This is a genomic window from Providencia vermicola (assembly GCF_010748935.1).
GTDB lineage: Bacteria > Pseudomonadota > Gammaproteobacteria > Enterobacterales > Enterobacteriaceae > Providencia > Providencia zhejiangensis.
Map to the genome: position 1 here is coordinate 2980752 of NZ_CP048796.1, position 23938 is coordinate 3004689.

A 23938-nucleotide genomic window follows, 5' to 3' on the forward strand; every position below is an offset into this window, starting at 1 on the left:
GAGAAAAACAATGAATAGTACTTACTCTACACCAACACCGGGGATGTCCTTTCTCGCTCGCAATAAGAAGAATATGCATAAGTACGGCATTATTATGGCTTTCTTTGTTCTTTGCCTGATTGTCGCTGTTATTGGTGAAGTGCAAGTGGCGCGCGGCGAATGGACAAATAACTATTTCCTTAGCCAAGACAATATGCTGATTGTCTTACGTCAAATATCCATTAACGGTATTTTAGCGATAGGGATGACCTTCGTTATTATTACTGCTGGTGTTGACTTATCAGTCGGCTCTGTTCTTGCTCTTAGTGGTATTGTTGCTGCTCGTTTTGCCACAACAAATGCTGGCTTATCGATTGGCGATACTGCAAATGCCGTGATGGTGCCCATGATCATTGCCTTAGGCATCGGTATTATCTGTGGCCTGATTAACGGTACTATTTTAGCTAAATTCAATCTCCAGCCCTTTATCGTAACGATGGGAATGCTCTCAGCAGCCCGTGGTTTAACATTATTAACCACTGACGGTAACCCTGTTTCTCAACTTAATAGTGACTTTAGGTGGCTAGGTAACGGCTACATCTTTGATATTCCTGTACCTGTCGTGTTATTGATCGTCATATTCGCACTTGCTTGGGTGCTGCTAAATAAAACAACATTCGGCCGCTATGTTTATGCCGTAGGTGGAAACCCTAAAAGTGCAAGAACATCAGGTATCAGTGTCATCAAAGTAAAAGTCCTAGTTTACACCCTGTGTGGTGCGTTAGCTGGTATTGCCGGATTGATCTTAACGGCAAGAACGGGTTCTGCACAAACCAGTGCTGGTGGTGCTTATGAATTAGATGCCATCGCCGCTGTTGTTATCGGTGGAACCAGTATGTCTGGTGGTGTAGGCACCTTGGTTGGTACTTTCTTTGGCGTATTGATCATCGGTGTCATGAACAATGGATTAGATTTATTGGGCGTTCCTTCTTATTACCAACAAATTATTAAAGGCGCCTTAATCGTCATTGCCGTACTGCTCGACCCTTCACGTAAACAAAGACGTGATTAATTAAAACAACACTGAACCCTAACTGTGAAAGGTATTATAATGAAAAAAATGACTAAAATTGCAGCTCTTACCTCTGCATTATTTATCAGTAATATGGCGATCGCCGCCAAAGAAGATCCCGTCAAAATTGCTATTTTGATGTATGGAATGAAAGCGGAATTCGTGCAATTAATGGAAAAAGCGGCCAAAGAACACCCTGCGGTTAAAGACGGTGAAGCAGTAATTACCGTCTATGATGGCCGTTATGACCCGATGGTACAAAATAACCAAGCAGAAACGGCTATTCAGACCAAGACCGATGCGATTATCATCAATCCAATGGATTATGAAGCAAACATTGATGTCGTCACTATGGCAAATGATGCCAAAATCCCGGTTATTGTGACTAACGCACGCCTTAATACCGATAAAATGACCGCGGAAGTCGTTTCAGATGACGTTTTAGGTGGCTATATGGAAGCCAAAAATGTCCTCGAGAAAATGAACTGTGAAGGTAATGTCGTTATCATTGAAGGCCCTAAAGGGGGTAGCGGTGAAATCCAGCGTGGTGAAGGTAACGATAAAGCTATTGCAGAATGTGGCCCAGGTAAAATCAAAGTATTAGAGCGCAAGACTGCAAACTGGTCACGTGCAGAAGCGATGCCATTAATGGAAAACTGGTTACAAAAACATCGCGGCAAAATCAATGGTGTTATCGCGCAAAATGATGAAATGGCGCTGGGAGCAATCGAAGCAATCAAAGGTGCGGGCCTTGAGGTAAATAGTTTTGCGATTGCCGGGGTTGATGGGGTTTCCGATGCCATCATTGCTGTTCAAAATGGCGAAATGGTATCTATCCTGCAAGATGCAAACGCACAAATGCAAGGCTCTATCGATATTGCCATGAAATCCGTTAAAGGTGATAGCTATCAACCGAAGTCTGCTATCTGGAAACAGTATGCAGATCAATTACAGTGGAACGATGGTAAAGACAAACGTTATCAAATTCCTTGGACTGTTGTCACAAAAGACAACGCACAACAACTCTTAGACGCTCGTCAATAAGCACATCTCATCGTCACTCATCACTTGGGTGACGATGAATTACCCAACATTATGCACTCTTGGTAATTTTGTTATTTCTAATTCCGTTTCCTTTATTTTATTACACTCTACCTTGTGACCATTTTTATAAACAAAATAGTAATGCTTATTATCGCCTGCTGTTTTAACTAACGAATCTCCATTTAAAAAATTATAGATTTTATATTTGATATTATTATCACTATAACGAACGGTTGGATGAGAAATAATAAAACTAGAGCCCCACTTCAATGTCGTAATCAAATAATTGGTATGGAGTATTGTCATCACATCTCTTTCAGGACACTGTAACTGATATTCTTTCATGGCTTGCGCTGGCATATAAGCCGCACACAACATAGCTATCGCAAAAACCCTTTTTATCATTGTGACTCCATATTAAAAATAATCTGAACCATCTTCATCCAAGGTCTGAGAATGGCTTCTATAAAAACATTTCATTCCCTCAATTGCAAAAAATTTTGATGATTAATTGAGCACCTAATGTATTCTTCAATCACACATGTATAAAGCCCCTCATACTGACGGGGCTTTAATATTAAATGAGTTATTTTTCATAGAGCTTATTAGCCATATCAATGCTATCAGCATTGACATCTTTAATATGGTCTCGAGTTAACCGATAAACCACAGGGCTTAGCATGATCAATGCAATCAAGTTTGGAATTGCCATCATGGCATTCAAGGTATCAGCTAATAACCATACAAAATCAAGTGATTGTGTCGCGCCTATAGGTAAAGCAATTAACCATAATATTCTAAATACCTTAATTGCCCTCAAACCAAATAGATATTGCACACATTTTTCACCATAGAAGCTCCACCCAAGAATCGTCGTAAACGCAAATATGGCTAAAGCAACTGCAACAATATAGTTCCCACCAGGAATTGCTGATTGGAAAGAAGATGCGGTGAGTGTTGCACCTGTTTCACTTGTCAGCCATCCCCCCGTAATAATGATCGTTAAACCTGTTACCGAACAAACAATAATCGTGTCGATAAATGTGCCTAACATGGCAATCAAACCTTGGCGAATAGGATTTTGCGTTTTCGCTGCGGCATGTGCGATAGGTGCGCTACCTAAACCCGCTTCGTTGGAAAATACCCCTCGAGCGACACCAAAACGAATAGCGGCCCAAACTGCCGCACCAGCGAATCCTCCTTGAGCTGCAACTGGTGTAAATGCAGAAGTCACAACTAAAGAGAATGCAGCGGGAATTTCGCTGAAATTAATCCCTAACACCAACAAGCCAGCACCAAAATAAGCGACTGTCATAAAGGGCACTAATTTCCCTGCCACATCAGAAATGCGACGTAAGCCACCAATTAAAACAGCACCAACCAGTATGACAAGCGCCCCAGCAGTCAACCATTTATGTATACCAAAATTACTTTCTAATACATCTGCTACCGAGTTTGCTTGCACTGTATTACCAATACCGAAACTTGCACATGCACCAAAAAGCGCAAAGAGCGTTCCTAACCAAATCCATTTCGGCCCTAAACCGTTTTTGATGTAATACATTGGGCCGCCCACATATTGCCCATATTTATCAACTTCACGGAAACGGACCGCAAGTACAGCTTCAGAATATTTCGTTGCCATACCGACTAATGCCGTCATCCACATCCAAAATAGTGCTCCAGGCCCTCCCATAACAACAGCAGTCGCAACACCAGCAATATTCCCCGTACCAATGGTCGCTGATAATGCAGTCATTAAGGCATTAAATGGTGAGATTTGCCCTTCCCCTCGGGATTCATTCTTTTGAAATAATAATTTAAACCCTGTCCCGAGTTTACGAATAGGCAAAAATGCTAACCGTAGCTGCATATAGATCCCAACGCCGAGGATACCTATCAACATCGGTACCCCCCATACAATACTGTTTAACTCACCTAGCCAAGTTGTTATCAGCTCCATCCTACCCTTCCCCCATTTTTTATTGCTCTTTATTTGTCCATTACAAATCCATAACATTTTCTTATAATTTTTAATAAAGACGATAAACAGATTTAGTGCGAGAAAAAATTTCACAAAATGACATTATTAGTGAAAGAATGTGAGTGACGTCACTAGTTACTATTTGAATTTAAATCATACGAGTTATTTTTTGGACGCAGATCATCCTGAATAAATCCATCAGACTCATTCAAGATTATTATTGTGATTCGTTTAATCTACATGACGACAAGAAATGGAAGAATATATTGGATATTTTATTTATTTAAACGAAAATTATTTAAATCGCTCACCGAACTGACTAAGTTTCAATCATAAATTTTAAGCCATAATCTTCGAGGTTAATTTAATAACCTCGAAATAACGTTTAAAATAATACTCTACACTTTTATTCAATATCATCTAATAGCGACGGTGAAGGAACAAAAAACAAAGTACCTGTTACTGCTGTACTGTATTTGAGTAACTCATCTGTTGCACCATTTTCTGTTCCTAGAAACATACTTTCTAACATGCGTCGCGTTGTTGTAAAGTATCTTGCATAACCAATAAAATAAGTGCCATATTCATTTTTAGAAGGACTAGAAAATGGCATATTGGCTCGAACAATTTTCAGATCTTCACCCTTTTCATCTTTAATATTCGTGACGACATTATGAGAGCTAGGTATTTTTTGCTCATCCGTTAATTCGATATCATTAAACTTATGACGACCAATCACCTTTTCTTGCTCTTCAACACTCAAGTTTTGCCATGCTGTCATATCATGGATATATTTTTGAACAAATGCATAACTGCCACCAGCGAATTGTGCATCTTCATCGCCAATCACCGCATATTCAGCACGTTCATCTTCCATTTCTGGGTTTTCTGTTCCATCAACGAAACCAATAATTGACCGCCCGTCCATATAGCGAAAACCATGAACTTCATCGATGTGAGTCACGATTCCATTTAATTGTTGGCTGATCATTGAGGCTAGCTCATAACAGGCTGAAACATTCAATGCACGGATATGAAAAAAAAGATCGCCCGGTGTTGATACCGCGGTGTAATGCTCCCCTTTAATTTCTTTAAAAGGACTCAATTGCTTAGGTTTAGGCAATTGGGGAAATAATTGTTCCCAAGCTTCTGCGCCAAATCCCATGACACAACTCGTTTCCAGTGCTGGAAAACGTGTTCTCATACTACGTATTAGACCTGATAAGTTATTACAAAAAGACACCAGTTCATCTCGGTTTTTTTCTTTATCTAAGAGATTAAAAACAAGAAAGTAAGAGTTTTCACCTGGGGTTTTAGTCACATCTTGATATTTCATATAATTTATACCCTTTCTATTTTCATTCATTTTAGGATTGTTATTTGATTTAAAAACATCATAATTTATCTCTTTTATTTAAATTAACCTTTATTAAAAACACCTTTAACGCACTTTTAATAAAAAGATAAAAATATTAATCCCCCATAAACAAGCAAAGAAAATCAAATTTCAATCCAAAAAAGATAATCACATTCTAAAAAAACATCTAATCTTAAAAAACATCTTTAAATTATTTTTATTATTGTCAGATAATAAAAATAACTCTATATAAAATGTTATATCATCATCTAAATTAATTAGAAAGGAAGGGCTTCACACTATTCACTATCCTATAAAGCCTTTATAAAACTTTCGCTGTCATGGTTAAAATAGAGACAAAAAGCCCTGTTAGGGACTACAGACCGCTGACAAACCTATTATGTTTGGCGGCAAGTCGAATAAGTTTTGAAAATAGACTACGAAAATCAATTTATTGATTTTCGGCTGATAACACAAAGTGGGAAAAACCACGCTTTTATCCCACTTTGTCAACAACCACAAGCCCCGTTAGGGGTTATAGGCTTTCTTTAAGGTATTCACCAACGCCTGTGCCGCAGTAGAAAACTGATTATGTGCTGAATATAGCAAGCCTACACGACGCTCAATAACGGGATTATCCAACTCAAGGCACACCGCCCCCAATTCTTTCATCTGAGTACGACACAGAGCAGGAACAGCACTTCCCCCCAAACCATTTGCCACTAATTGACCAACCGTTACCAGTTGATGGCTCTCAAATGCCACTTTCAACGAACGCCCATTTTTTTTCAGTTCTTCTTCTAACATAAAACGTACCGATGACGGACGCTGTAAAGTAATAAAATCAAGGCTGAGCAATTCTCGCCATGAGATACGTTCACGATTTGCTAGATGACAATCAGGGGGCACTATTGCAATAAAACGTTCGAGACCTAAAGGTGTAAAATTAACCTGTTCAGAGCAATTAGGCTCAAAAACGATACCTATCTCAACCCGTCCTTCATGAACCATCTCGATCACTTGTTCATTAATCACATCATGAACCGTAATATTGATCCCAGGATAACGCATACGAAATGTTTTAAGTATTGGTGGTAACACATTCGTCGCAAATGATGGCATAGCCGCGATAGAAACCTTACCACACTGAAGATTAAAGTGTTGGCGCATCGCTTCTTCTGTACTGTCCCAATCAGAGAGTAGCTGACGAGACATCTTCAGCAAAGTTTCACCTTCTGGCGTTAACATCACTTTGCGGGTTGTCCTCAATAATAACGGTCCCCCTAACGTTTCTTCTAACCCCTTAATCGTCAAACTAAGTGCTGGCTGAGACATATTTAATCGTTCACTGGCATGGGCAAAACTTAAAGTGTGAGCTACCGCTGAAAATGCGCGTAGCTGTTTGATACTCATCCTCATGACCAACCTCGTTAACCTTATGAATACATTTAATTAACATTATATTAATAAGAAAAACAAATGAATCCGTCACAAATTTAAAATTAACAAATCATTTTTGGTCATGAATCATGTCTGTAAAGACAACTGAAGGAGTATTTCTATGGCTGGACTCGATAAACGTGTTACCTCCTATCAAGACGCGCTTGAAGGGTTAACTGATAATATGGTCGTGCTTGCTGGCGGCTTTGGGCTATGTGGTATCCCTGAAAATCTCATCTCAGAAGTTCGTCGCCGTAGAGTGAAAGAACTGACTGTTGTATCTAATAACTGTGGTGTTGATGGATTTGGTCTAGGCGTACTCCTTGAGACACAACAAATACGCAAAATCATTGCCTCTTATGTCGGCGAAAATGCCTTATTTGAAAAACAGGTTCTCAATGGGGAGCTTGAAGCATTACTCACCCCACAGGGCACATTAGCTGAGCAATTACGCGCAGGTGGTGCCGGTATTCCCGCTTTTTTCACTGCAACGGGTTATGGAACCCCCGTTGCAGAAGGTAAAGAAGTTCGTGAATTTGATGGGCGTCACTACATTATGGAAAAAGCGATCACCGGTGACTTTGCACTCATTAAAGGATGGAAAGCCGACTGGTATGGCAATGTCATTTACCGTAATACCGCACAAAATTTTAATCCACTTATGGCTGCCGCTGGGCGCATTACCGTTGTCGAAGTCGAAGAAATCGTTCCTCCAGGTGAGCTTGACCCTGCCATGATCCACACCCCCGGCATTTTTGTCGACCGCCTAATACAAGGTCACTTTGAAAAACGCATCGAACAACAAACTCTGCGTAGTTGAGGGCTATAAACATGTTAACACGCGAACAAATGGCAATGCGTATTGCCCGTGAATTACAAGACGGTTATTACGTGAATCTCGGCATCGGTATCCCGACACTGGTTGCTAACTACATTCCTGATGACATCGATGTGATGTTGCAATCAGAAAATGGTTTATTGGGTATTGGGGCTTTTCCAACGCGAGAACAGCTTGACCCAGACATGATTAATGCAGGAAAACAAACTATTACTGCTCGCAAGGGGGCGGCTATTTTTGATTCCGCATTATCCTTTGCCATGATCCGAGGCGGCCATGTTGACTTAACGGTATTAGGTGCATTTGAAGTTGATGTCAATGGCAATATCGCCTCATGGATGGTTCCTGGAAAAATAGTTAAAGGTATGGGCGGAGCAATGGATTTAGTGGCGGGTGCTGACAATATCATTGTTGTGATGACCCATACTGCCAAAGACGGAAAATCTAAATTACTACCTGCCTGTACTCTACCCTTGACGGGGGCTGCCTGTATCAAACGGGTTCTAACGGATTTAGCGTTACTTGATATTGCTGATGGAGCATTTATTTTACGCGAACGCGCTCCAGGAATAAGCATTGATGAAATCGCGATGAAAACGGCTGGAAAATTAATTATTCCAGAACATGTTCCTGAAATGAATGTTGCCTAATTAAGGAGTAAATGATGCAAAACGTCGTTATAGTTGCAGCCACACGTACGCCTATTGGGGCTTTTCAGGGAGCATTATCCTCTCTTTCAGCCGTTGAACTTGGCGCGACCGTGATCCGTTCACTGCTCGAAAAAACGGCTATCTCGGCAGATGAAGTCGATGAAGTCATACTCGGGCAAGTATTAACAACAGGCTGTGGGCAGAACCCTGCCAGACAGGCTGCCTTAACTGCGGGGCTCTCCGAAACAACCCCAGCGATTACAATTAACTTAGTTTGTGGCTCAGGTCTTGCAGCAGTGAAACAGGCAGCTCAAGCGATTCGTTGTGGTGATGCCAACATTGTGATTGCAGGTGGGCAAGAAAATATGAGCAAAGCCCCTTATTATCTTGATGGCGCCCGTTCAGGAATGCGTCTGGGTCATCACACAATAAAAGATAGCCTAGTGCATGATGGATTATGGGATGCTTTCAATGATTACCATATGGGGATCACCGCAGAAAATTTAGCCGAACAATTTAACATAAGCCGTGAACAACAAGACCTATTTGCCTTGAATTCTCAGAAAAAAGCGGCAATGGCAATAGAAACCGGTCGCTTTGCCAGTGAGATCACTCCTGTCAATATCCCACAAAAGAATAAAACTACGATAACCGTCGATACCGATGAACAACCGAGACCGCATATTCAAGCTGAAAAGTTAGCCCAGCTTCCTCCCGCATTCCGCGCTAACCATGGTTCAGTGACCGCTGGAAATTCATCTTCAATTAATGATGGTGCTGCCGCCGTCATGCTAATGAGTGAACAAAAAGCTCAAGCACTCGGTCTGCCAATTTTGGCTCGAATTGTGAGTTATGCGGTCTCAGGGGTTGACCCCGCCATCATGGGAATTGGTCCAGTCGATGCATCACGTCGCTGTTTAGCCAAAGCGGGATGGCGCATTGACGATTTAGACCTAATTGAAGCGAATGAAGCGTTCGCGGCCCAAGCGCTCGCGGTGAGCAATACGTTAGGTTGGCATAGCGAAAAAGTTAATGTTAATGGGGGAGCAATTGCACTGGGCCACCCTATTGGCGCATCGGGATGCCGTATTCTTGTCACTCTACTTCATGAAATGGCTCGTCGAGATGTCTACAAAGGGTTAGCCACCCTCTGTGTTGGCGGAGGCCAAGGCATTGCATTAGCCGTTGAACGACCAAAAGGAGCGTCTTATGCAGAATAATCATTTTAGCGTTATCGGTGCAGGCTTAATGGGCGTTGGGATTGCCACGCATTTTGCAAGACATGGACATACAATTTGGTTGTATGACACTGATGATACAAGAATTGCTGAAATCGGCACTGTTGCTAACCACATTCTTGATGAGTTGATTGCCGCTGAACAATGCTCTCCAGATGATAAAGAACAGATTATCCTGCGTTTAAAAGGAACGACTTCATTAAATGACATCGCGCCATCGAATTTAATTATCGAAGCTATACCTGAAAAATTGGACTTAAAGCATGCACTGTATGCCCAACTTGAACAACTTATTTCGCCAAATGCTATTATTGCTAGCAATACCAGCGGTTTTCTTCCCGATGTGCTAGCAGCAAACCTTACCTACCCAGAGCGTTTATTAATCGCTCATTTTTGGCATCCTCCTCATTTTATTCCGCTTGTAGAAATTGTTCCTAGTTCAGCCACACAACCTGAATATCTCAATATGCTGCAAAAGATACTCGTTAGCATGCAATTGGAGGCTGTGGTACTAAACCGTGCTGCACCAGGCTTTATTGGTAACCGTTTACAATTTGCCTTACTCCGAGAAGCGCTACACATCGTGAACAGTGGCATTGCTAGCGTTGAAACCGTCGATCAAGTCATGAGAGCGTCATTAGGACGACGCTATGCAATGATAGGTCCATTTGAAGCTGCGGATATGACCGGGCTTGCTACTGTGCAAGATATTTATCGTCATTTACTACCTGAATTGGCAAACGGAAGTGACATGGTCGCCTTAATCGATGAAAAAGTTAAGGCTGGGCATATAGGGATACGTAGTGGGCAAGGGTTTTATCGCTGGGATGATTCACGCAAGGAATACATTCAAAAACGCAGAGAACACCAATTACGTTCTGGCTTAAAACCATAACGTCTCTTTGATTTTCCACAAGCACAAGCAAAAAATTGAGGTGCCATAATGAGTGTATTAATTGCCCTAGCCGCACTGTGCCTTCTAATGTTGGCAGCCTATCGTGGATATAGCGTTATTCTATTTGCGCCAATCGCAGCTCTCGGTGCTGTACTACTCACCGACCCTAGTGCTGTAGCGCCAGCCTTCACAGGGCTATTTATGGAGAAAATGGTCGGTTTCGTAAAATTATACTTTCCCGTCTTTCTTCTAGGTGCCGTATTTGGAAAACTAATTGAATTATCTGGTTTTTCTCATTCAATCGTTGCCGCTGCCATCAAAAGATTAGGGCAACGCCACACTATTCCAGTCATCGTATTAGCCTGTGCATTATTAACCTATGGCGGAGTTTCCTTATTTGTGGTGGTCTTTGCTATTTACCCATTTGCCGCCGAACTCTTTAGGCAAAGTAATATCCCCAAACGCTTGATCCCAGCAACAATCGCTCTTGGTGCTTTTTCTTTCACCATGGATGCGTTGCCGGGTACCCCACAAATACAGAATATCATCCCAACCAGTTTTTTTGGGACAACCGCTTGGGCAGCTCCTTGGCTGGGTTTAATTGGTTCATTATTTATCATTTTACTTGGCCTTATCTATTTAGAACGTCAAAGACGTAAGGCCAAAATAAAAAATGAAGGTTATGGAACCGAATTACTCAATGAACCAGAAACGCCCAAAAATATTGATCTGCCTAATCCTATTGTCGCTATTTCACCTTTAATTTTAGTGGGTGTCTTAAACTTAGTATTCACTTATCTCATTCCTAAATGGTATGGGCCAGAACACGAATTAATGTTACCGGGGCTTGCTGCGCCCATCATGACTAACTTAAGTAAAATTACTGCAATTTGGGCTGTTGAAGCCGCCCTGCTATCCGGTATTTTATTAGTTATCATTTTGGGGTTCCGTAATATCCGTGGGCGTTTAGCTGAAGGAAGCCGAAGTGCTGTTAGTGGTGCGATTCTTGCCGCTATGAATACAGCGTCTGAATACGGTTTTGGTGCCGTTATTGCCGCATTACTGGGATTCTTAGTTCTCTCTAACGCGCTTTCAACCATTCCGAACCCATTACTTAACGAAGCTATTAGTATCACGACATTAGCAGGTATCACTGGCTCAGCATCCGGAGGAATGAGTATTGCATTAGCGGCAATGGCCGATAATTTTATTGCGGCGGCTCACGCTGCACATATCCCTCTTGAAGTCTTTCACCGTATAGCATCAATGGCTAGTGGTGGCATGGATACCCTTCCTCACAATGGTGCGGTGATCACATTACTCGCTATTACAGGTTTGAGCCATAGGCAAGCTTATGGTGGGATCTTTGCTATTACCATCATTAAAAGTCTCGCCGTCTTTTTCGTCATCGGTGTCTTTTATATGACAGGTATAGTGTAAGCCTCCTGTTCAAAATGAGCCGCATTATGCATGAGTTAGTGCACAGTAAATTGATCGTTAACAATACGGTAGCTCAAAAACACCTTATTGATTTGTTTTATACAGTTCGCTTTATTTGAGGAGAATAATCATGAATTTACATGGAAAAACAGTACTTATTACAGGTTCCACTAGCGGTATAGGATTAGGAATTGCACAAGTATTCGCCCAAACTGGCGCCAAAATTATTCTCAATGGATTTGGCGATATCGAGATGGCAAAAGCCGCGGTGGCACAAAAACAAAATGGCAATATACCGGGTTACCACAATGCCGATCTAAGCGATGAAAAACAAATCATCGATATGATGCACTATGCAGATAAGGAATTTGGCGGTGTGGACATTCTGATTAACAATGCAGGGATCCAACATGTCTCCCCAGCAGAATCCTTTCCTGTCGATAAATGGAACGCTATCATCGCCATCAATCTTTCGTCTGTATTTCATACCACGCGGCTAGCCCTACCAAATATGCTTAAACATAATTGGGGAAGGATTATCAATATTGCTTCTGTACATGGTCTAGTCGCGTCAAAAAATAAATCCGCTTATGTGGCGGCTAAACATGGTGTCATAGGCTTAACCAAGAGCGTCGCTCTTGAAACCGCTCGCACTAATGTTACCTGCAATGCCATTTGTCCGGGATGGGTATTAACCCCACTGGTACAGCAACAGATCGATAAGCGTATCGCTGATGGAGCAAAGCCCGAAGCAGCACTCAAAGACTTACTCGAAGAAAAACAGCCGTCAGGCCAATTTGTTACACCTCAACAATTAGGCGAATTAGCCCTCTTTTTATGTTCTGATAGCGCCACACAAGTCAGAGGCGTTGCTTGGAATATGGATGGTGGATGGGTAGCCCAATAAACACCCATTGAAGTTAGGCAGTCGTTGTGGTTAATTATTCTACTATTAAATAATACTAACCATCCATACCACTGCCTTATTTATTATTTTTGATAACACATATTCCGCTGATAAATTATTTGAAACTTAAAATAAATCATCAATGAATCCGTTTATTTTTAGTGAATATCACTCTTTAAAATAAAAACATTGATCACACCAAAGCATGCGATAGTTTTAATCCTTAAAACTATCTCCATCCTCATAAGGATAGTCGTCGTGACAATAGAAGAAAAAAAGTCTACCTTATTTATCAACTTAGTCCAACACTTGGTAGAGCAGCCTTTACATGGCTAGATGGTTCTAATTTCATCGCCCGTATATTGTCAGGAAATACCGTTGAGCACTATGTCTCTCTATTACAATCCACTATCCAAAAAAAGAATTTAAATTGGATTGTTTATAAAGATAATACAGAGTCAGATATTGAAATGTTGATACAACAAAATGCCTCCCTGCTTATTTGTATTCCAGGATTAAAATACCAATTTTACAAAAAGGATTTTGACACAAAAAATATTATCTACCTGAGTACAATGGAATATGCCAACAGCGATACAACCTCTGTGATAAAAAGAATAGAAGAAATTGAAAGGCAATCATAGCTTGTTACCTAACTCTCTATTGCTCAACAACGCCCTTGTGATAACAAGAGCACACTATTTCCGAGTCAATACTGGCCATCATGACGATTTTTATTTTGCTACACCGTCATAACACTAGCACTCTCAACAATATCATATCTATTACGACCTTTTGATGCTTGCTTGATATGGTGTAAGCGAGCGCTCATTATTTTCTCAACAGGCATAGACAGTTATCATTATCAGAAGTTTTAGAATATTTTTATAAGACTCACATCCAATATCACGAACACATTGTTTGGCTCTTCCGATATTTCTCGTTATAGCTACACTGCTCTGATATTAAGAAACTCACCATGAAAACTCACATGCTAACATCGTGTTATTTGATCAGTTTGAAGCCTTAGATGCCATGGCACCCGTTGAAATTGTTGACCCTTTGCCAAACTATCACATCAAGTTTATCTCCCCCGCTGACCGCCATAAAACCAGCTCCAAAGGTATTGTTATTGCAACCATAGCAATATCCAATCCTGAGTTTAAACAGAACTGCTCCTTCAAGGACAAGACACCAGAAAAAACTAACGAAACGTTTTTATAGAGAGCAAGTGCCCTCTAAGCAATTTTTTATTGATTAAAAATCACTTTATCAAATAAAATCAAATAATTACATAAATCACATTTCCAATTAAACAATCAATTTCACTTTAGCATCATTTAAATGCAAATAATTTATTTTTAGTTAAAATAATAACCTGATCGTCAAAAAATAATATTGGAGTTAATAATGCGAGTATTCGGATTAAAAGTTGTTCTATTATCTTTATCAATGGTGGCAGCATACGCTCAAGCTCAGGTTATCAATAAAAATAATCCGCCAGAATATCAATCATTTAAATATAATTATTCTGAAATGATTGAATTAGCTAATGAAAATCGCTTACCTCATAGAATTTTCTATAAAACACCCAGCACAGGCGAAAACGCTGAATGGTTTGATGCAGTAAAACAAGGTGACTTAGTCAAAGTCAAAAAAATGGTCGCTAATGGGCAAAATATCGAAGCAAAAGATACTGGTAGTTTAGACCAAACAGCGCTTGGCTGGGCTGCATTTATCGGTGATGAAGAAATGGTTGATTACCTTATCTCTCAGAATGCGAATCTATGGGCAACTGATAAAGGAGATGTGTATAACGTATTAAAATCCGCAGTGCTTGGGAATAATGTTAATGTCGTTAAAAAAATCCATAATTTAATGAAAAAAGATGTTGATTTAAATGACCAAACGCTTGAAAGCGACGGTGAAACACTTGTTATGGTCGCCGCCAGCAATAACCGCCTTGATATCGTAAAATATCTTTTATCGCAAGGTGCTGATATTAATCGCTCCACGACAACCGATGATAAAACCTACCCTTCCTACGATCAAAGCGCACTAACCTATGCATGTAAGAATAATCTGCCAGATATGCAAAAGTTATTAATTGCTAATGGCGCATTAAATCACCGTACGGGTAAACCATCTTGCGACGAATAACGCTGAAAATACCGTCTACCATAGACGGTATTTTTATCAAAACCCCCTTGCAAACATCGTTTTTGCTTTCATATAATACTGCCATCAAAAAAATTAGTTTTTTGATGATATTTCAATTAGTTAATTAATTATTTCTATAACTTTTAATCACGCATCATTATCGCGAAAGAGTATCACAATCGAGTGTTTTTTTAGGTTCTGATAAAGATTCAAACAAAGGTTTCGCCGATGTGATAATGTCTATCACATCATCATTTGTCACAACTAAATAATGTTCAACACACGCATCATGGATATTCGCACTTTGCTCATGGAACCACTGTAAATAGGATGAATTTGCGACTTTATATAACCCTGTCGTCATCTGACCGTCAAAATAGTCAAGCATTTTTAAGAGGTTTCCTTCATCCGTTACCCTAAATGAATAAACCCATTCAAATGTTAATTTGAATATTTCCTCTGCACTACTCAAAATTAAAGAAATAGCGTGTAAGTCATAATGAAAATTATCTAACTGAATTCTAGACAATGATCTGTCACTAAGGCTAATTAACCGCTCTTGCATGGTTTAATTTCTCTAATTTAAATAAGCTTCAACCTACAGATATGATATTCCTATTGTACATGACATAAACATGTCACATGGCTCAATTTATCAACAACAAGACTCAAGCATTCATCATTATCCCATTGATGACATGATACTGTTATATCGCCGCTTTACCGTTATTACCAGCTTGCTATTATCACCAACCCTTCACCTATAATCGTAAGGATATAACCATAAGATTTTCTATTCCTATAACACCCAAAATAATGTCCTCAATGTCTGTTAGCGCTCAAAGAGTCACATCAAGTATATCGCGAGTCACTACAGAGCAGAGGTAAGCCTCGCGTGCATCAACCCGATGAGCAAATAGGCGTTAGCTAATGGTCAATAAAGCGCCATAGTCTCCACTGTAATAGAATGAGGACTCTATAATTCGTCTTTTTCCTTTACCCTGTCTGATATCACTAATGAGCCGATTTTAAACAAACTGGGCATTGATGTTCTACCCACTTTCTACCTAAAAAGAGAGAAAAAATCATTTTTGTTATACAAAACCAATTGATGATGGTAATTAGTCATAAGTTCCGCTAGTCCTGTATAGAGAAATAGTCAACAATATGAAATCCCGACCATCTGGCTGTAAAAAATTATTCAAGCTTGACCTTTTTAGACCATTTATTGACCGACTTCATCGCGATTCGATTAAGCAACCATGTTTCGGCTGAAATGGTAAACGTTCATACTAATTATTTATCTCTATCAACGATAAGAAAGCTTTATACTCAGAAAAATCAAGCAAACTGAGTCAAAAAATATTGGAGAATAGATGCAAAACGAGATACTAGATTCGGTTGGACTCGACGTTCAGGTACACCTCATAAATTCATTTACACGAAATAATTCTGGCGGTAATCCCGCTGGGGTCGTGCTCTATCCCCCTGAGCTAAGCGATGCACAAAAAATAGCCATCGCACGGAAAGTTGGCTTTTCCGAGACAGCGTTTGTCTATCGTGGCGAAAAAACCGATTTCAAGGTGGATTTTTTCACTCCAGAAGCAGAAGTAGACTTTTGTGGGCACGCTACACTAGCCGCATTTTTTACCCTTTTTTCACTTCATCAGCTGACTTCTGGGCATTATACACAGAAAACAAAAGCTGGAATTCTGAGTGTCGATGTCAGTTCTGATGGGATCATCATGGAGCAAGCTTTACCTATCATACGCAAAGGACCTGATGTTGCAGATGTTGCAAGCGCTCTTGGCATACCACAAGAAACTATCGAGGCAACGGGTCTCCCCATAGAGGTGATCTCAACAGGATTACCAGACATTATTATTCCCGTACAGCCCAGTCAATTAGATGACCTACGTCCAAACTATGCGCAAATCACCAACCTAAGTCGCCAATTTAATACGATAGGTTTCCATGTATTTGAACTGAGCAGCGATGCATCTATCACCGCCCACTGCCGTAACTTTGCACCTCTTTATGGCATAAATGAAGAATCTGCAACGGGGAGCTCCAGCGGCGCTTTAGGATGCTATTTAGTCAAGCATGTCTTGCCTAATGACACGCATTTTCTGTTAGAGCAAGGGCGTGCTATGGCATGTTCTTCCCTCCTTCAGGTGATAATTAATAAACAAGGACAAACGATAAATCGTGTCAGAGTTGGTGGGCAAGCTGCGATGGTTGGCACAAAAATAGTTAGAATTTAAAAAGACAAATGAATATTACGTGGGTTTAACTCAGATAATGTCAGTGTAAAAAGCTACGATTATCGCCAAAAGCAATATAAATGCTTTACTCGCATCTTTGCTACATCCGGCCCCGTAATATTATTGTGTTGATAGATTATGCATGTCACGCCTTGTTGATATTGCAACAACCGTACCTGAAAGAAGACTCACCCGAAAATTTGTGATGGCGAAGACTAAAAACACTCATGAGTGGAAAATATTGAGTATACTGATGTGACATAAAATATATTTGCTTAAGTTGGTCTTTATGTCGACAAATTTTCACGTTTACCTCGCGACTAAATCGCTACCATCGCCTTCTAAATGGCAAGCGGAAATAACAAAAATGAATAGCTCGCTGATTATGGATACTGACATTAACTTAGTCACTTTCTCTGGCTTTCTGCCTTTTCAATTTAATCAAGAAATAACGGGCTTTGAATACTGTTCATGGTTTATAGACCATGAAGAAAAACAAGAGGTTAATATACCTAGTGCTGATTTCTGTATGTGTTTTTCAATCGGTAACAATCCCTTAGAACTAACCATAACGGTGATATCCATATACTGCCTCATAAAATTAACTGATGGCGTACTTTTTGACCCTCAAAAGGGTATATATATCGAGCCTTCTAATATTTTCACTTGGAAAAAAGAAATGTTGACTTAGCTAACCTTAACGCCTCAAAGTTTGGCATTATAGACTTTCATCAATAAACATAAGCAAAGACTCTTTAAAAGTTACTTAGCGAGTATTACCAGATTGTATCTTAGGGATTAATGAATAAACTCAACAGCTATTGAGGTGTTTACACTTCTCCACCTCCCCTAAAGTGAGGCAACTATAATCAGATTTTCTGCCAAAGCTACAACCTGAATTGAACTGAACTAAACTCATAAAAGTTTAATTCCCCCCCAACGGAGAGACATCGAAAACAACGAGAAAACTCTAAATTACTATGTCTTACTTAATAAGAGTCAACCGTCACTTATGGCTATACCATAGCCCGTTTGATTAAGGAGTGGAGACTCCTTACTGACATGAAAAACAGTCAATCTATATTTCGTTCATCGTACTGAGCCCGATCATGAACCGATAAAGAAACTCATTATTGCCGCAAAAGGTCAAACTCACTAACGTACTTGCCGAACAATCCAAGGCTTAAAAACGTTGCGAAAAATGAATAAAGGTCAATTATTGACTTAATATTTTCTGTACCCAATCGCACCAACATTTGCAGTTTAAGCTCGATTCAATAGCTTCGGGATGTAATTCATACCACCATTTTTTGACTCCCTCATATTCTTGCTTTGTGAGAATAAAAGGCTTCCATTCCCCCATTCTATAATATTGGTCACAAGGGTCGCTTCCATGAAATAAAAATTCATTCAAAAAATCACAAGGAGGAAAATAACCTGAGCTATCAATCATCCCAAAGATTCCGTAAAGAACTTTAGAGTTTTCATCAATGATATTTATTGCTTTAACAATATTAACTTTGTGTTCCATTTTATCCATTGTCATTAAATTGTTATTGCTCTTATTAGCTGATAGCCATTAAACCAATCATCACGACTTGTAGCGGTTACTTTGTTTACTTTCTGGCAAGTCATTAACTCCAGCGCGCAAATATCGAGTATCATAGGATGAGCTACGTTTGTCGCTCTTAATCTGAATGGTCATTATAGAGATAACTTTATCTGTCGCTATTTTAGTTCATGACAAATTTTTTATTTTTGTCCCTGAGATAGTTAACTTAAATGATTTCAAACTTCCATTATTTGGTTTATTCATCTTAAAACAATCACAGAAAGCATACTAATTAAAATAAAATTCCAGCCACCCCATGACACCTTAGATAATAAATTCAACAATTAAGATAATTCCAAAAAATAAGTAATCTAGCTTAATACCAAACTGAATACGCACGTACTGCACACCTCAATTAAAAATTACATTTAATAACAGATAGTTAAACATTGTGTTGTATATGATTCAATCAATGACACCACTGTAATTTATTTTCAGTATTATTTTGTTACGTTATTAACGTGAGTGTTTTTAATTTCAAAGTGGCTACACCGTATTTTTCGGTATAGGTTAGCTGTATTTTTTACTGCAACCCTAATGACATTCAATATACCGCATGTCTTCCAAAGACCTCAGGGAACAATCATTTTTGATAGACAGTCATATATTCCTTTTTCATAGCAAGACTATTTTAATCAAAAAACGACAATCTACTAACAAAACGAGTAAAAAATCTTATATATGACACCCACATACTTTCACATATCAAATATTGCGTATAAATCTATTTGATACATCTTAATAAGTAGACATACAAAAAACAATATTACCAATTGATATTATTTACTTTTTAATTTAAGGCAAAATAAAACAGGCCATATACTAAATTTACCGTCACATTTACTGATAAGAAAAGTTGATTTATTCCATCAATAAAGATATAAATTTAATAACAACATAAGTGAAATAAACGCAATGTTATTGCAACCATTTATCAATATGCATTTCAATATGCGTGACAAATTCAAGGAATACTTCGCATGTCAGATAGCTTTCAAAATGAAGTCCCCAAAGCTCGGGTTAATATTAAATTGGATCTGCACACCGGTGGCGCTCAGAAAAAAGTCGAATTACCTCTAAAATTATTAGCCGTTGGTGATTACAGCCACGGGCAGGATGATAGAGCGTTATCTGAACGCGAAAAAATCAATATTAACAAGAATAACTTTGATAGCGTGTTAGCCGAATTCTCCCCGTCAGTGAACTTAACAGTCAAAAACACCCTTGCAGCGGATGGCAGTGAAGAAAGCATCGCATTGACGTTTAAAAATATGAAAGATTTTGAACCTGAGCAAGTCGCTCGCCAGATTCCTCAGCTTCGTGCCATGTTAGCCATGCGTAACTTATTACGTGATCTGAAATCTAATCTGCTCGATAACGCCACGTTCCGTCGAGAACTGGAAAATATCCTTAAAGACCCATCACTTAGTGATGAGTTGCGTGAAGAGCTTGCTCAATTAGCACCAAAAAAAGATTAATATGGATTACGAAAGGATTATGCTGATGTCTGTAAAAAATGAACCAACACAAGGCGCAACCACGGTACTTGATGACACCTCAAATCACGGTGTTTATGCCTCTTTGTTTGAAAAAATTAATTTAACCCCTGTAGCAAGTATCAGTGATATTAATGCATTCCAAGATAATGCTGCATTAGCCGATGCAACCGCAGATGAACGTGTTACCGTCGCAGTTCAAGTCTTTCTTGACCGTTTGAAATCTTCAGGTCAAAAAGTGGAGCGTTTAGACCGCAATCTACTCGACCACCATATTGCTGAGCTTGATAAACAAATCAGTCAACAACTAGATGAAGTCATGCATCATTCCGAATTTCAACAAGTCGAATCAACATGGCGTGGGTTGAAATTTCTCGTTGATCGCACCGATTTTCGCCAAAATGTTAAAATTGAACTGCTCGATATTTCAAAAGACGACCTACGTCAAGATTTTGAAGATAGTCCAGAAGTCATTCAAAGTGGTCTATACCATCACACCTATATTGCCGAATACGACACACCAGGTGGTGAGCCAATTGCCGCAATGATCTCCAACTATGAATTTGACCGTAGTGCCCAAGACATTGCGCTATTACGTAATATTTCAAAAGTTTCCGCATCAGCGCATATGCCATTTATTGGTTCTGTAGGCCCTAAATTCTTCGGCAAAGATACAATGGAAGAAGTGGCTGCAATTAAAGACATTGGTAACTACTTTGACCGCGCTGAATATATCAAATGGAAAGCATTCCGTGATTCCGATGATGCCCGTTACATTGGTTTAACTATGCCTCGTGTGTTGGGTCGTCTACCTTATGGCCCCGATACAGTCCCTGTTCGTAGCTTCAATTATGTTGAAGAAGTTAAAGGGCCAGATCATGAGAAATATTTGTGGACAAATGCAACTTTCGCGTTTGCAGCGAATATGGTGAAAAGTTTTATTAATAATGGCTGGTGTGTCCAAATCCGAGGGCCTCAAGCTGGTGGTGCAGTTAAAGATTTGCCAATCCATTTATTTGACTTAGGCACTGGCAGTCAGGTGAAAATTCCTTCCGAAGTAATGATCCCTGAAACACGTGAATTTGAATTTGCAAATCTTGGATTTATTCCGCTGTCATACTACAAAAACCGTGATTATTCCTGCTTTTTCTCTGCTAACTCAGCGCAAAAGCCAGCCCTGTATGACACGGCAGATGCAACCGCTAACAGTCGCATCAACTCCCGTTTACCATACATTTTCTTGCTATCACGTATCGCCCATTATCTGAAACTTATTCAGCGTGAAAATATCGGTACGACCAAAGATAGACGCCTACTTGAGCTAGAACTCAACAATTGGGTACGTGGCTTAGTGACTGAAATGACTGATCCAGGTGATGACTTACAGGCCTCCCACCCTCTGCGCGATGCGAAAGTCGTGGTTGAGGACATTGAAGACAACCCTGGCTTCTTCCGAGTGAAACTGTATGCAGTTCCACACTTCCAAGTTGAAGGTATGGATGTCGATTTATCTTTAGTTTCACAGATGCCTAAAGCAAAATCCTAACGGTTATTAAAGGTCATTTCAGGATGAAAATCTATCGTCCCCTATGGACTGACGGGGCCTTTTTGGCCCCCCAACAATTCCAGCAACAATCCCGTTGGGATAGCTATGTTGCCGAAGTCGTTGCCAAGATGGGCATAGCCTCAACATGGGGTGTGATTAACGTTGAATTTGATGAGAGCGCCTTAACGCTCTCTCGAGTCAGCGCTCAAAAAATGGTTGTGCGATTCCAAGATGGTACACTCATTGATACTGCTCTTGCTGATTCATTACCTCCAGTATTATCCCTCAATGACTATGCTGATCGCCAGTCATTAGATATCGTTTTAGCACTGCCTTTAATGTTGGCTAATGGCGGTAACTTAGTCCCTGAAACCGGAACAGACCGTCCACGTCGATTTAACCAAGAATGGGTTAAAGTCCAAGATTTACTGGGGCATGAACAAACGGATATTGCTGTATTACGCCATGAAGCAACACTGCGTTTTGCCCACGATGAAAACAAAGCTTACATGACTTGCCCTGTTGCTAGACTCATACGTAATACGCAAGGCATGTGGGAGTTCGACAGCCATTTTATTCCACCATTACTTGCCTGTCAGGGAAGTCTCGAGTTACGAAAGCTGCTCTCTGAGTTTATGCATCGTTTAGTGGCCAAACGCCGTCGTTTAATGACATTACGCCGTGAAAGTAATGAAAAAATGGCTGACTTCGTGGTGGCTGATGTATCACTATTTTGGCTATTAAATTCTCTAAATAGTGCAGAACCCGTATTAAATGAATTTTGTACGGCATTACATCGTCATCCTGAATTACTCTATCGGGAACTTGCTCGTTTAGCTGGAAGCTTATTAACTTTCTCATTAGAAAGTAAGCTGGAAGATATTCCGCTGTATAAGCATGATCAACCTGAACAGGTTTTCCCACCACTTTTTACACTATTAAACACCTTACTTGAAGCCAGTTTACCTTCTCGCGTCATCAATATTGAACTGATAAAAGAAGGTCCATTCTGGAAAGGGCAACTCCATGATGGTCGATTACGTGAGGAAGCCGATTTTTATTTATCTGTTCGCTCCTCCTTACCTGCGCATTTATTAATCGCCCAGTTCCCTCTCCTGTGCAAAGCTGGTAGCTATGACGATGTCGCGGATGTAGTGAATATTGCTTTAAATGGTATACCGCTAAAACCTCTTAGCCATGTGCCAACGGCAGTTCCTCTTCGCTTAGAAAATCAATATTTCGCGTTAGATATTGAAACACCAGAGGGTCAAGCCATGTTGTCCTCTAGCCAGTGTGCTTTTTATGTCCCCAGTACATTAGGTGATGTTCAATTAGAGCTATTTGCGGTACTTCGTTCATGAATAAAACTACATCACACCATACTATTGATATGATCTTTGCGCCAACTTGGTTGATGGTCTGTCAACTTCATCAAGGAATATCTATCGCCCACGGTGATAGTTTTTATCGTCGAGTCTGCCAATTAATCGATGAAACTCGACAAAAATTACTTGAGCTCGGATATTCGGAAGCCGCTATTGAGCACATGCAATATGCCCAATGTGCACTGATTGACGAAAGTGTGATGAACCGTCAGCAAAAAGATGAAGGCTATAACACTTGGCTCCAATCCCCATTACAAGCTCGTTATTTCAATACACTAGAGGCGGGCGATAAACTATGGGATCGCCTACGTGAGATCTTAAATGAAACCACGCCAAACCAAGATGTATTACTGTGTTTTCATCGCGTGCTTACACTTGGATTTGTGGGAAAGTTTCGCCGGATAGATGCACCTGAACGTGAGCGTATTGTTGTTCAGCTCAATACCCAACTACCCGATTACTTAATTTCGTCAGAGCTTCCGCTTGTGGTGAAGCCAAAGCTACGTTTCAGTCGTCGCCGACTTTACTGGTTTGGCTGGGTCGCCGGTATTCTTGTGCTCGCTGCCATGTGGTGGGGATTCAGTACATCCTTAGAACAATTATTGCAACAATGGATGATACAAGGGTAGGC

Annotated in this window: 22 protein-coding genes; 16 read left to right on the top strand and 6 right to left on the bottom strand. The window is 40.0% G+C overall.

Features of this window, described 5'->3' with window-relative positions; translation table 11 throughout:
• The first annotated feature begins 10 nt into the window (after window positions 1-10).
• A complete protein-coding gene (locus G3341_RS13500; protein ID WP_154622946.1) occupies window positions 11-1051 on the top strand; it encodes an ABC transporter permease in 1041 nt (346 codons plus the stop codon).
• Window positions 1052-1144: 93 nt separating this feature from the next.
• Window positions 1145-2095 (top strand): substrate-binding domain-containing protein, encoded by a 951-nt coding sequence (locus G3341_RS13505; protein WP_375097499.1) that lies wholly within the window; start codon window positions 1145-1147, stop codon window positions 2093-2095.
• A gap of 39 nt (window positions 2096-2134) precedes the next feature.
• Here G3341_RS13505 and G3341_RS13510 read toward each other — a convergent pair whose 3' ends face one another.
• The 4 genes from G3341_RS13510 to G3341_RS13525 all read right to left on the bottom strand — a co-directional run bounded on the left by G3341_RS13510 (window position 2135) and on the right by G3341_RS13525 (window position 6855).
• Complete coding sequence (locus tag G3341_RS13510) at window positions 2135-2500, bottom strand: hypothetical protein (protein WP_154635619.1); 366 nt, start codon at window positions 2498-2500, stop codon at window positions 2135-2137.
• 181 nt (window positions 2501-2681) lie between these two features.
• A complete protein-coding gene (locus G3341_RS13515) occupies window positions 2682-4058 on the bottom strand; it encodes an alanine/glycine:cation symporter family protein (RefSeq protein WP_154623233.1) in 1377 nt (458 codons plus the stop codon).
• Between the two features lie 427 nt (window positions 4059-4485).
• Complete coding sequence (locus tag G3341_RS13520) at window positions 4486-5415, bottom strand: Dyp-type peroxidase (RefSeq protein ID WP_154635618.1); 930 nt, start codon at window positions 5413-5415, stop codon at window positions 4486-4488.
• Window positions 5416-5964: 549 nt separating this feature from the next.
• Window positions 5965-6855, bottom strand: a complete 891-nt coding sequence (locus G3341_RS13525; RefSeq protein ID WP_154623977.1) for a LysR family transcriptional regulator — start codon at window positions 6853-6855, stop codon at window positions 5965-5967.
• Window positions 6856-6997: 142 nt separating this feature from the next.
• On the opposite strand from G3341_RS13525, the gene G3341_RS13530 reads away from it, so the two are divergent.
• From G3341_RS13530 to G3341_RS13565, 8 genes are all read left to right on the top strand, one after another.
• Entirely contained in the window at window positions 6998-7696 is a 699-nt protein-coding gene (locus tag G3341_RS13530; protein WP_154623978.1) for a CoA transferase subunit A, read from the top strand.
• A gap of 11 nt (window positions 7697-7707) precedes the next feature.
• Complete coding sequence (locus G3341_RS13535; protein ID WP_154623979.1) at window positions 7708-8364, top strand: 3-oxoacid CoA-transferase subunit B; 657 nt, start codon at window positions 7708-7710, stop codon at window positions 8362-8364.
• Between the two features lie 14 nt (window positions 8365-8378).
• On the top strand, window positions 8379-9584 hold the full coding sequence (locus G3341_RS13540) for an acetyl-CoA C-acetyltransferase (RefSeq protein ID WP_163862430.1): 1206 nt from the start codon (window positions 8379-8381) through the stop codon (window positions 9582-9584).
• Window positions 9574-10497, top strand: coding sequence for a 3-hydroxyacyl-CoA dehydrogenase family protein (locus G3341_RS13545; protein WP_163862433.1), 924 nt, complete (start codon window positions 9574-9576; stop codon window positions 10495-10497). Before G3341_RS13540 ends, G3341_RS13545 begins: the two co-directional genes overlap by 11 nt.
• A gap of 45 nt (window positions 10498-10542) precedes the next feature.
• The gene (locus tag G3341_RS13550; RefSeq protein ID WP_208852772.1) at window positions 10543-11937 is read left to right on the top strand and encodes a GntP family permease; all 1395 of its coding nucleotides are present in this window, start codon (window positions 10543-10545) and stop codon (window positions 11935-11937) included.
• A 130-nt stretch (window positions 11938-12067) separates the two neighbouring features.
• Window positions 12068-12844, top strand: coding sequence for a 3-hydroxybutyrate dehydrogenase (locus tag G3341_RS13555; RefSeq protein ID WP_154623983.1), 777 nt, complete (start codon window positions 12068-12070; stop codon window positions 12842-12844).
• Between the two features lie 1002 nt (window positions 12845-13846).
• Entirely contained in the window at window positions 13847-14068 is a 222-nt protein-coding gene (locus tag G3341_RS13560; protein ID WP_154623984.1) for a hypothetical protein, read from the top strand.
• Between the two features lie 186 nt (window positions 14069-14254).
• Entirely contained in the window at window positions 14255-15004 is a 750-nt protein-coding gene (locus tag G3341_RS13565; protein ID WP_154635716.1) for an ankyrin repeat domain-containing protein, read from the top strand.
• A gap of 157 nt (window positions 15005-15161) precedes the next feature.
• Here G3341_RS13565 and G3341_RS13570 read toward each other — a convergent pair whose 3' ends face one another.
• A complete protein-coding gene (locus tag G3341_RS13570) occupies window positions 15162-15392 on the bottom strand; it encodes a hypothetical protein (RefSeq protein ID WP_244316437.1) in 231 nt (76 codons plus the stop codon).
• A gap of 988 nt (window positions 15393-16380) precedes the next feature.
• Here G3341_RS13570 and G3341_RS13575 point away from each other — a divergent pair.
• Window positions 16381-17268: a PhzF family phenazine biosynthesis protein gene (locus G3341_RS13575; RefSeq protein ID WP_163862439.1), complete on the top strand. Its 888-nt coding sequence runs from the start codon at window positions 16381-16383 to the stop codon at window positions 17266-17268.
• 367 nt (window positions 17269-17635) lie between these two features.
• Window positions 17636-17959 carry a hypothetical protein gene (locus G3341_RS13580; RefSeq protein WP_244316438.1) on the top strand — a complete coding sequence of 108 codons (324 nt, stop codon included), beginning with the start codon at window positions 17636-17638 and terminating at the stop codon, window positions 17957-17959.
• A 525-nt stretch (window positions 17960-18484) separates the two neighbouring features.
• Here G3341_RS13580 and G3341_RS13585 read toward each other — a convergent pair.
• The gene (locus G3341_RS13585; protein WP_230085867.1) at window positions 18485-18814 is read right to left on the bottom strand and encodes a hypothetical protein; all 330 of its coding nucleotides are present in this window, start codon (window positions 18812-18814) and stop codon (window positions 18485-18487) included.
• Between the two features lie 1046 nt (window positions 18815-19860).
• On the opposite strand from G3341_RS13585, the gene tssB reads away from it, so the two are divergent.
• Genes tssB through tssL form a run of 4 tightly spaced genes read left to right on the top strand, consistent with a single transcriptional unit; the run spans window position 19861 to window position 23936 of the window.
• Window positions 19861-20358, top strand: coding sequence for a type VI secretion system contractile sheath small subunit (gene tssB / locus G3341_RS13590; protein ID WP_154623943.1), 498 nt, complete (start codon window positions 19861-19863; stop codon window positions 20356-20358).
• A gap of 19 nt (window positions 20359-20377) precedes the next feature.
• Window positions 20378-21922 carry a type VI secretion system contractile sheath large subunit gene (tssC, locus tag G3341_RS13595; protein WP_375097468.1) on the top strand — a complete coding sequence of 515 codons (1545 nt, stop codon included), beginning with the start codon at window positions 20378-20380 and terminating at the stop codon, window positions 21920-21922.
• A gap of 23 nt (window positions 21923-21945) precedes the next feature.
• Window positions 21946-23283: a type VI secretion system baseplate subunit TssK gene (gene tssK / locus G3341_RS13600; RefSeq protein ID WP_154623941.1), complete on the top strand. Its 1338-nt coding sequence runs from the start codon at window positions 21946-21948 to the stop codon at window positions 23281-23283.
• Window positions 23280-23936: a type VI secretion system protein TssL, short form gene (gene tssL, locus G3341_RS13605; protein WP_154623940.1), complete on the top strand. Its 657-nt coding sequence runs from the start codon at window positions 23280-23282 to the stop codon at window positions 23934-23936. Before tssK ends, tssL begins: the two co-directional genes overlap by 4 nt.
• Window positions 23937-23938 lie beyond the last annotated feature (2 nt).

Excerpts from the sequence above, each read along its gene's own strand:
- G3341_RS13500 (WP_154622946.1), top strand. The coding sequence starts at position 11 with ATGAATAGTACTTACTCTACACCAACACCGGGGATGTCCTTTCTCGCT.
- G3341_RS13505 (WP_375097499.1), top strand. The coding sequence starts at position 1,145 with ATGGCGATCGCCGCCAAAGAAGATCCCGTCAAAATTGCTATTTTGATG.
- G3341_RS13510 (WP_154635619.1), bottom strand. The coding sequence starts at position 2,500 with ATGATAAAAAGGGTTTTTGCGATAGCTATGTTGTGTGCGGCTTATATG.
- G3341_RS13515 (WP_154623233.1), bottom strand. The coding sequence starts at position 4,058 with ATGGAGCTGATAACAACTTGGCTAGGTGAGTTAAACAGTATTGTATGG.
- G3341_RS13520 (WP_154635618.1), bottom strand. The coding sequence starts at position 5,415 with ATGAAATATCAAGATGTGACTAAAACCCCAGGTGAAAACTCTTACTTT.
- G3341_RS13525 (WP_154623977.1), bottom strand. The coding sequence starts at position 6,855 with ATGAGGATGAGTATCAAACAGCTACGCGCATTTTCAGCGGTAGCTCAC.
- G3341_RS13530 (WP_154623978.1), top strand. The coding sequence starts at position 6,998 with ATGGCTGGACTCGATAAACGTGTTACCTCCTATCAAGACGCGCTTGAA.
- G3341_RS13535 (WP_154623979.1), top strand. The coding sequence starts at position 7,708 with ATGTTAACACGCGAACAAATGGCAATGCGTATTGCCCGTGAATTACAA.
- G3341_RS13540 (WP_163862430.1), top strand. The coding sequence starts at position 8,379 with ATGCAAAACGTCGTTATAGTTGCAGCCACACGTACGCCTATTGGGGCT.
- G3341_RS13545 (WP_163862433.1), top strand. The coding sequence starts at position 9,574 with ATGCAGAATAATCATTTTAGCGTTATCGGTGCAGGCTTAATGGGCGTT.
- G3341_RS13555 (WP_154623983.1), top strand. The coding sequence starts at position 12,068 with ATGAATTTACATGGAAAAACAGTACTTATTACAGGTTCCACTAGCGGT.
- G3341_RS13565 (WP_154635716.1), top strand. The coding sequence starts at position 14,255 with ATGCGAGTATTCGGATTAAAAGTTGTTCTATTATCTTTATCAATGGTG.
- G3341_RS13570 (WP_244316437.1), bottom strand. The coding sequence starts at position 15,392 with ATGCTTGACTATTTTGACGGTCAGATGACGACAGGGTTATATAAAGTC.
- G3341_RS13575 (WP_163862439.1), top strand. The coding sequence starts at position 16,381 with ATGCAAAACGAGATACTAGATTCGGTTGGACTCGACGTTCAGGTACAC.
- G3341_RS13580 (WP_244316438.1), top strand. The coding sequence starts at position 17,636 with ATGAATAGCTCGCTGATTATGGATACTGACATTAACTTAGTCACTTTC.
- G3341_RS13585 (WP_230085867.1), bottom strand. The coding sequence starts at position 18,814 with ATGACAATGGATAAAATGGAACACAAAGTTAATATTGTTAAAGCAATA.
- tssB (WP_154623943.1), top strand. The coding sequence starts at position 19,861 with ATGTCAGATAGCTTTCAAAATGAAGTCCCCAAAGCTCGGGTTAATATT.
- tssC (WP_375097468.1), top strand. The coding sequence starts at position 20,378 with ATGCTGATGTCTGTAAAAAATGAACCAACACAAGGCGCAACCACGGTA.
- tssK (WP_154623941.1), top strand. The coding sequence starts at position 21,946 with ATGAAAATCTATCGTCCCCTATGGACTGACGGGGCCTTTTTGGCCCCC.
- tssL (WP_154623940.1), top strand. The coding sequence starts at position 23,280 with ATGAATAAAACTACATCACACCATACTATTGATATGATCTTTGCGCCA.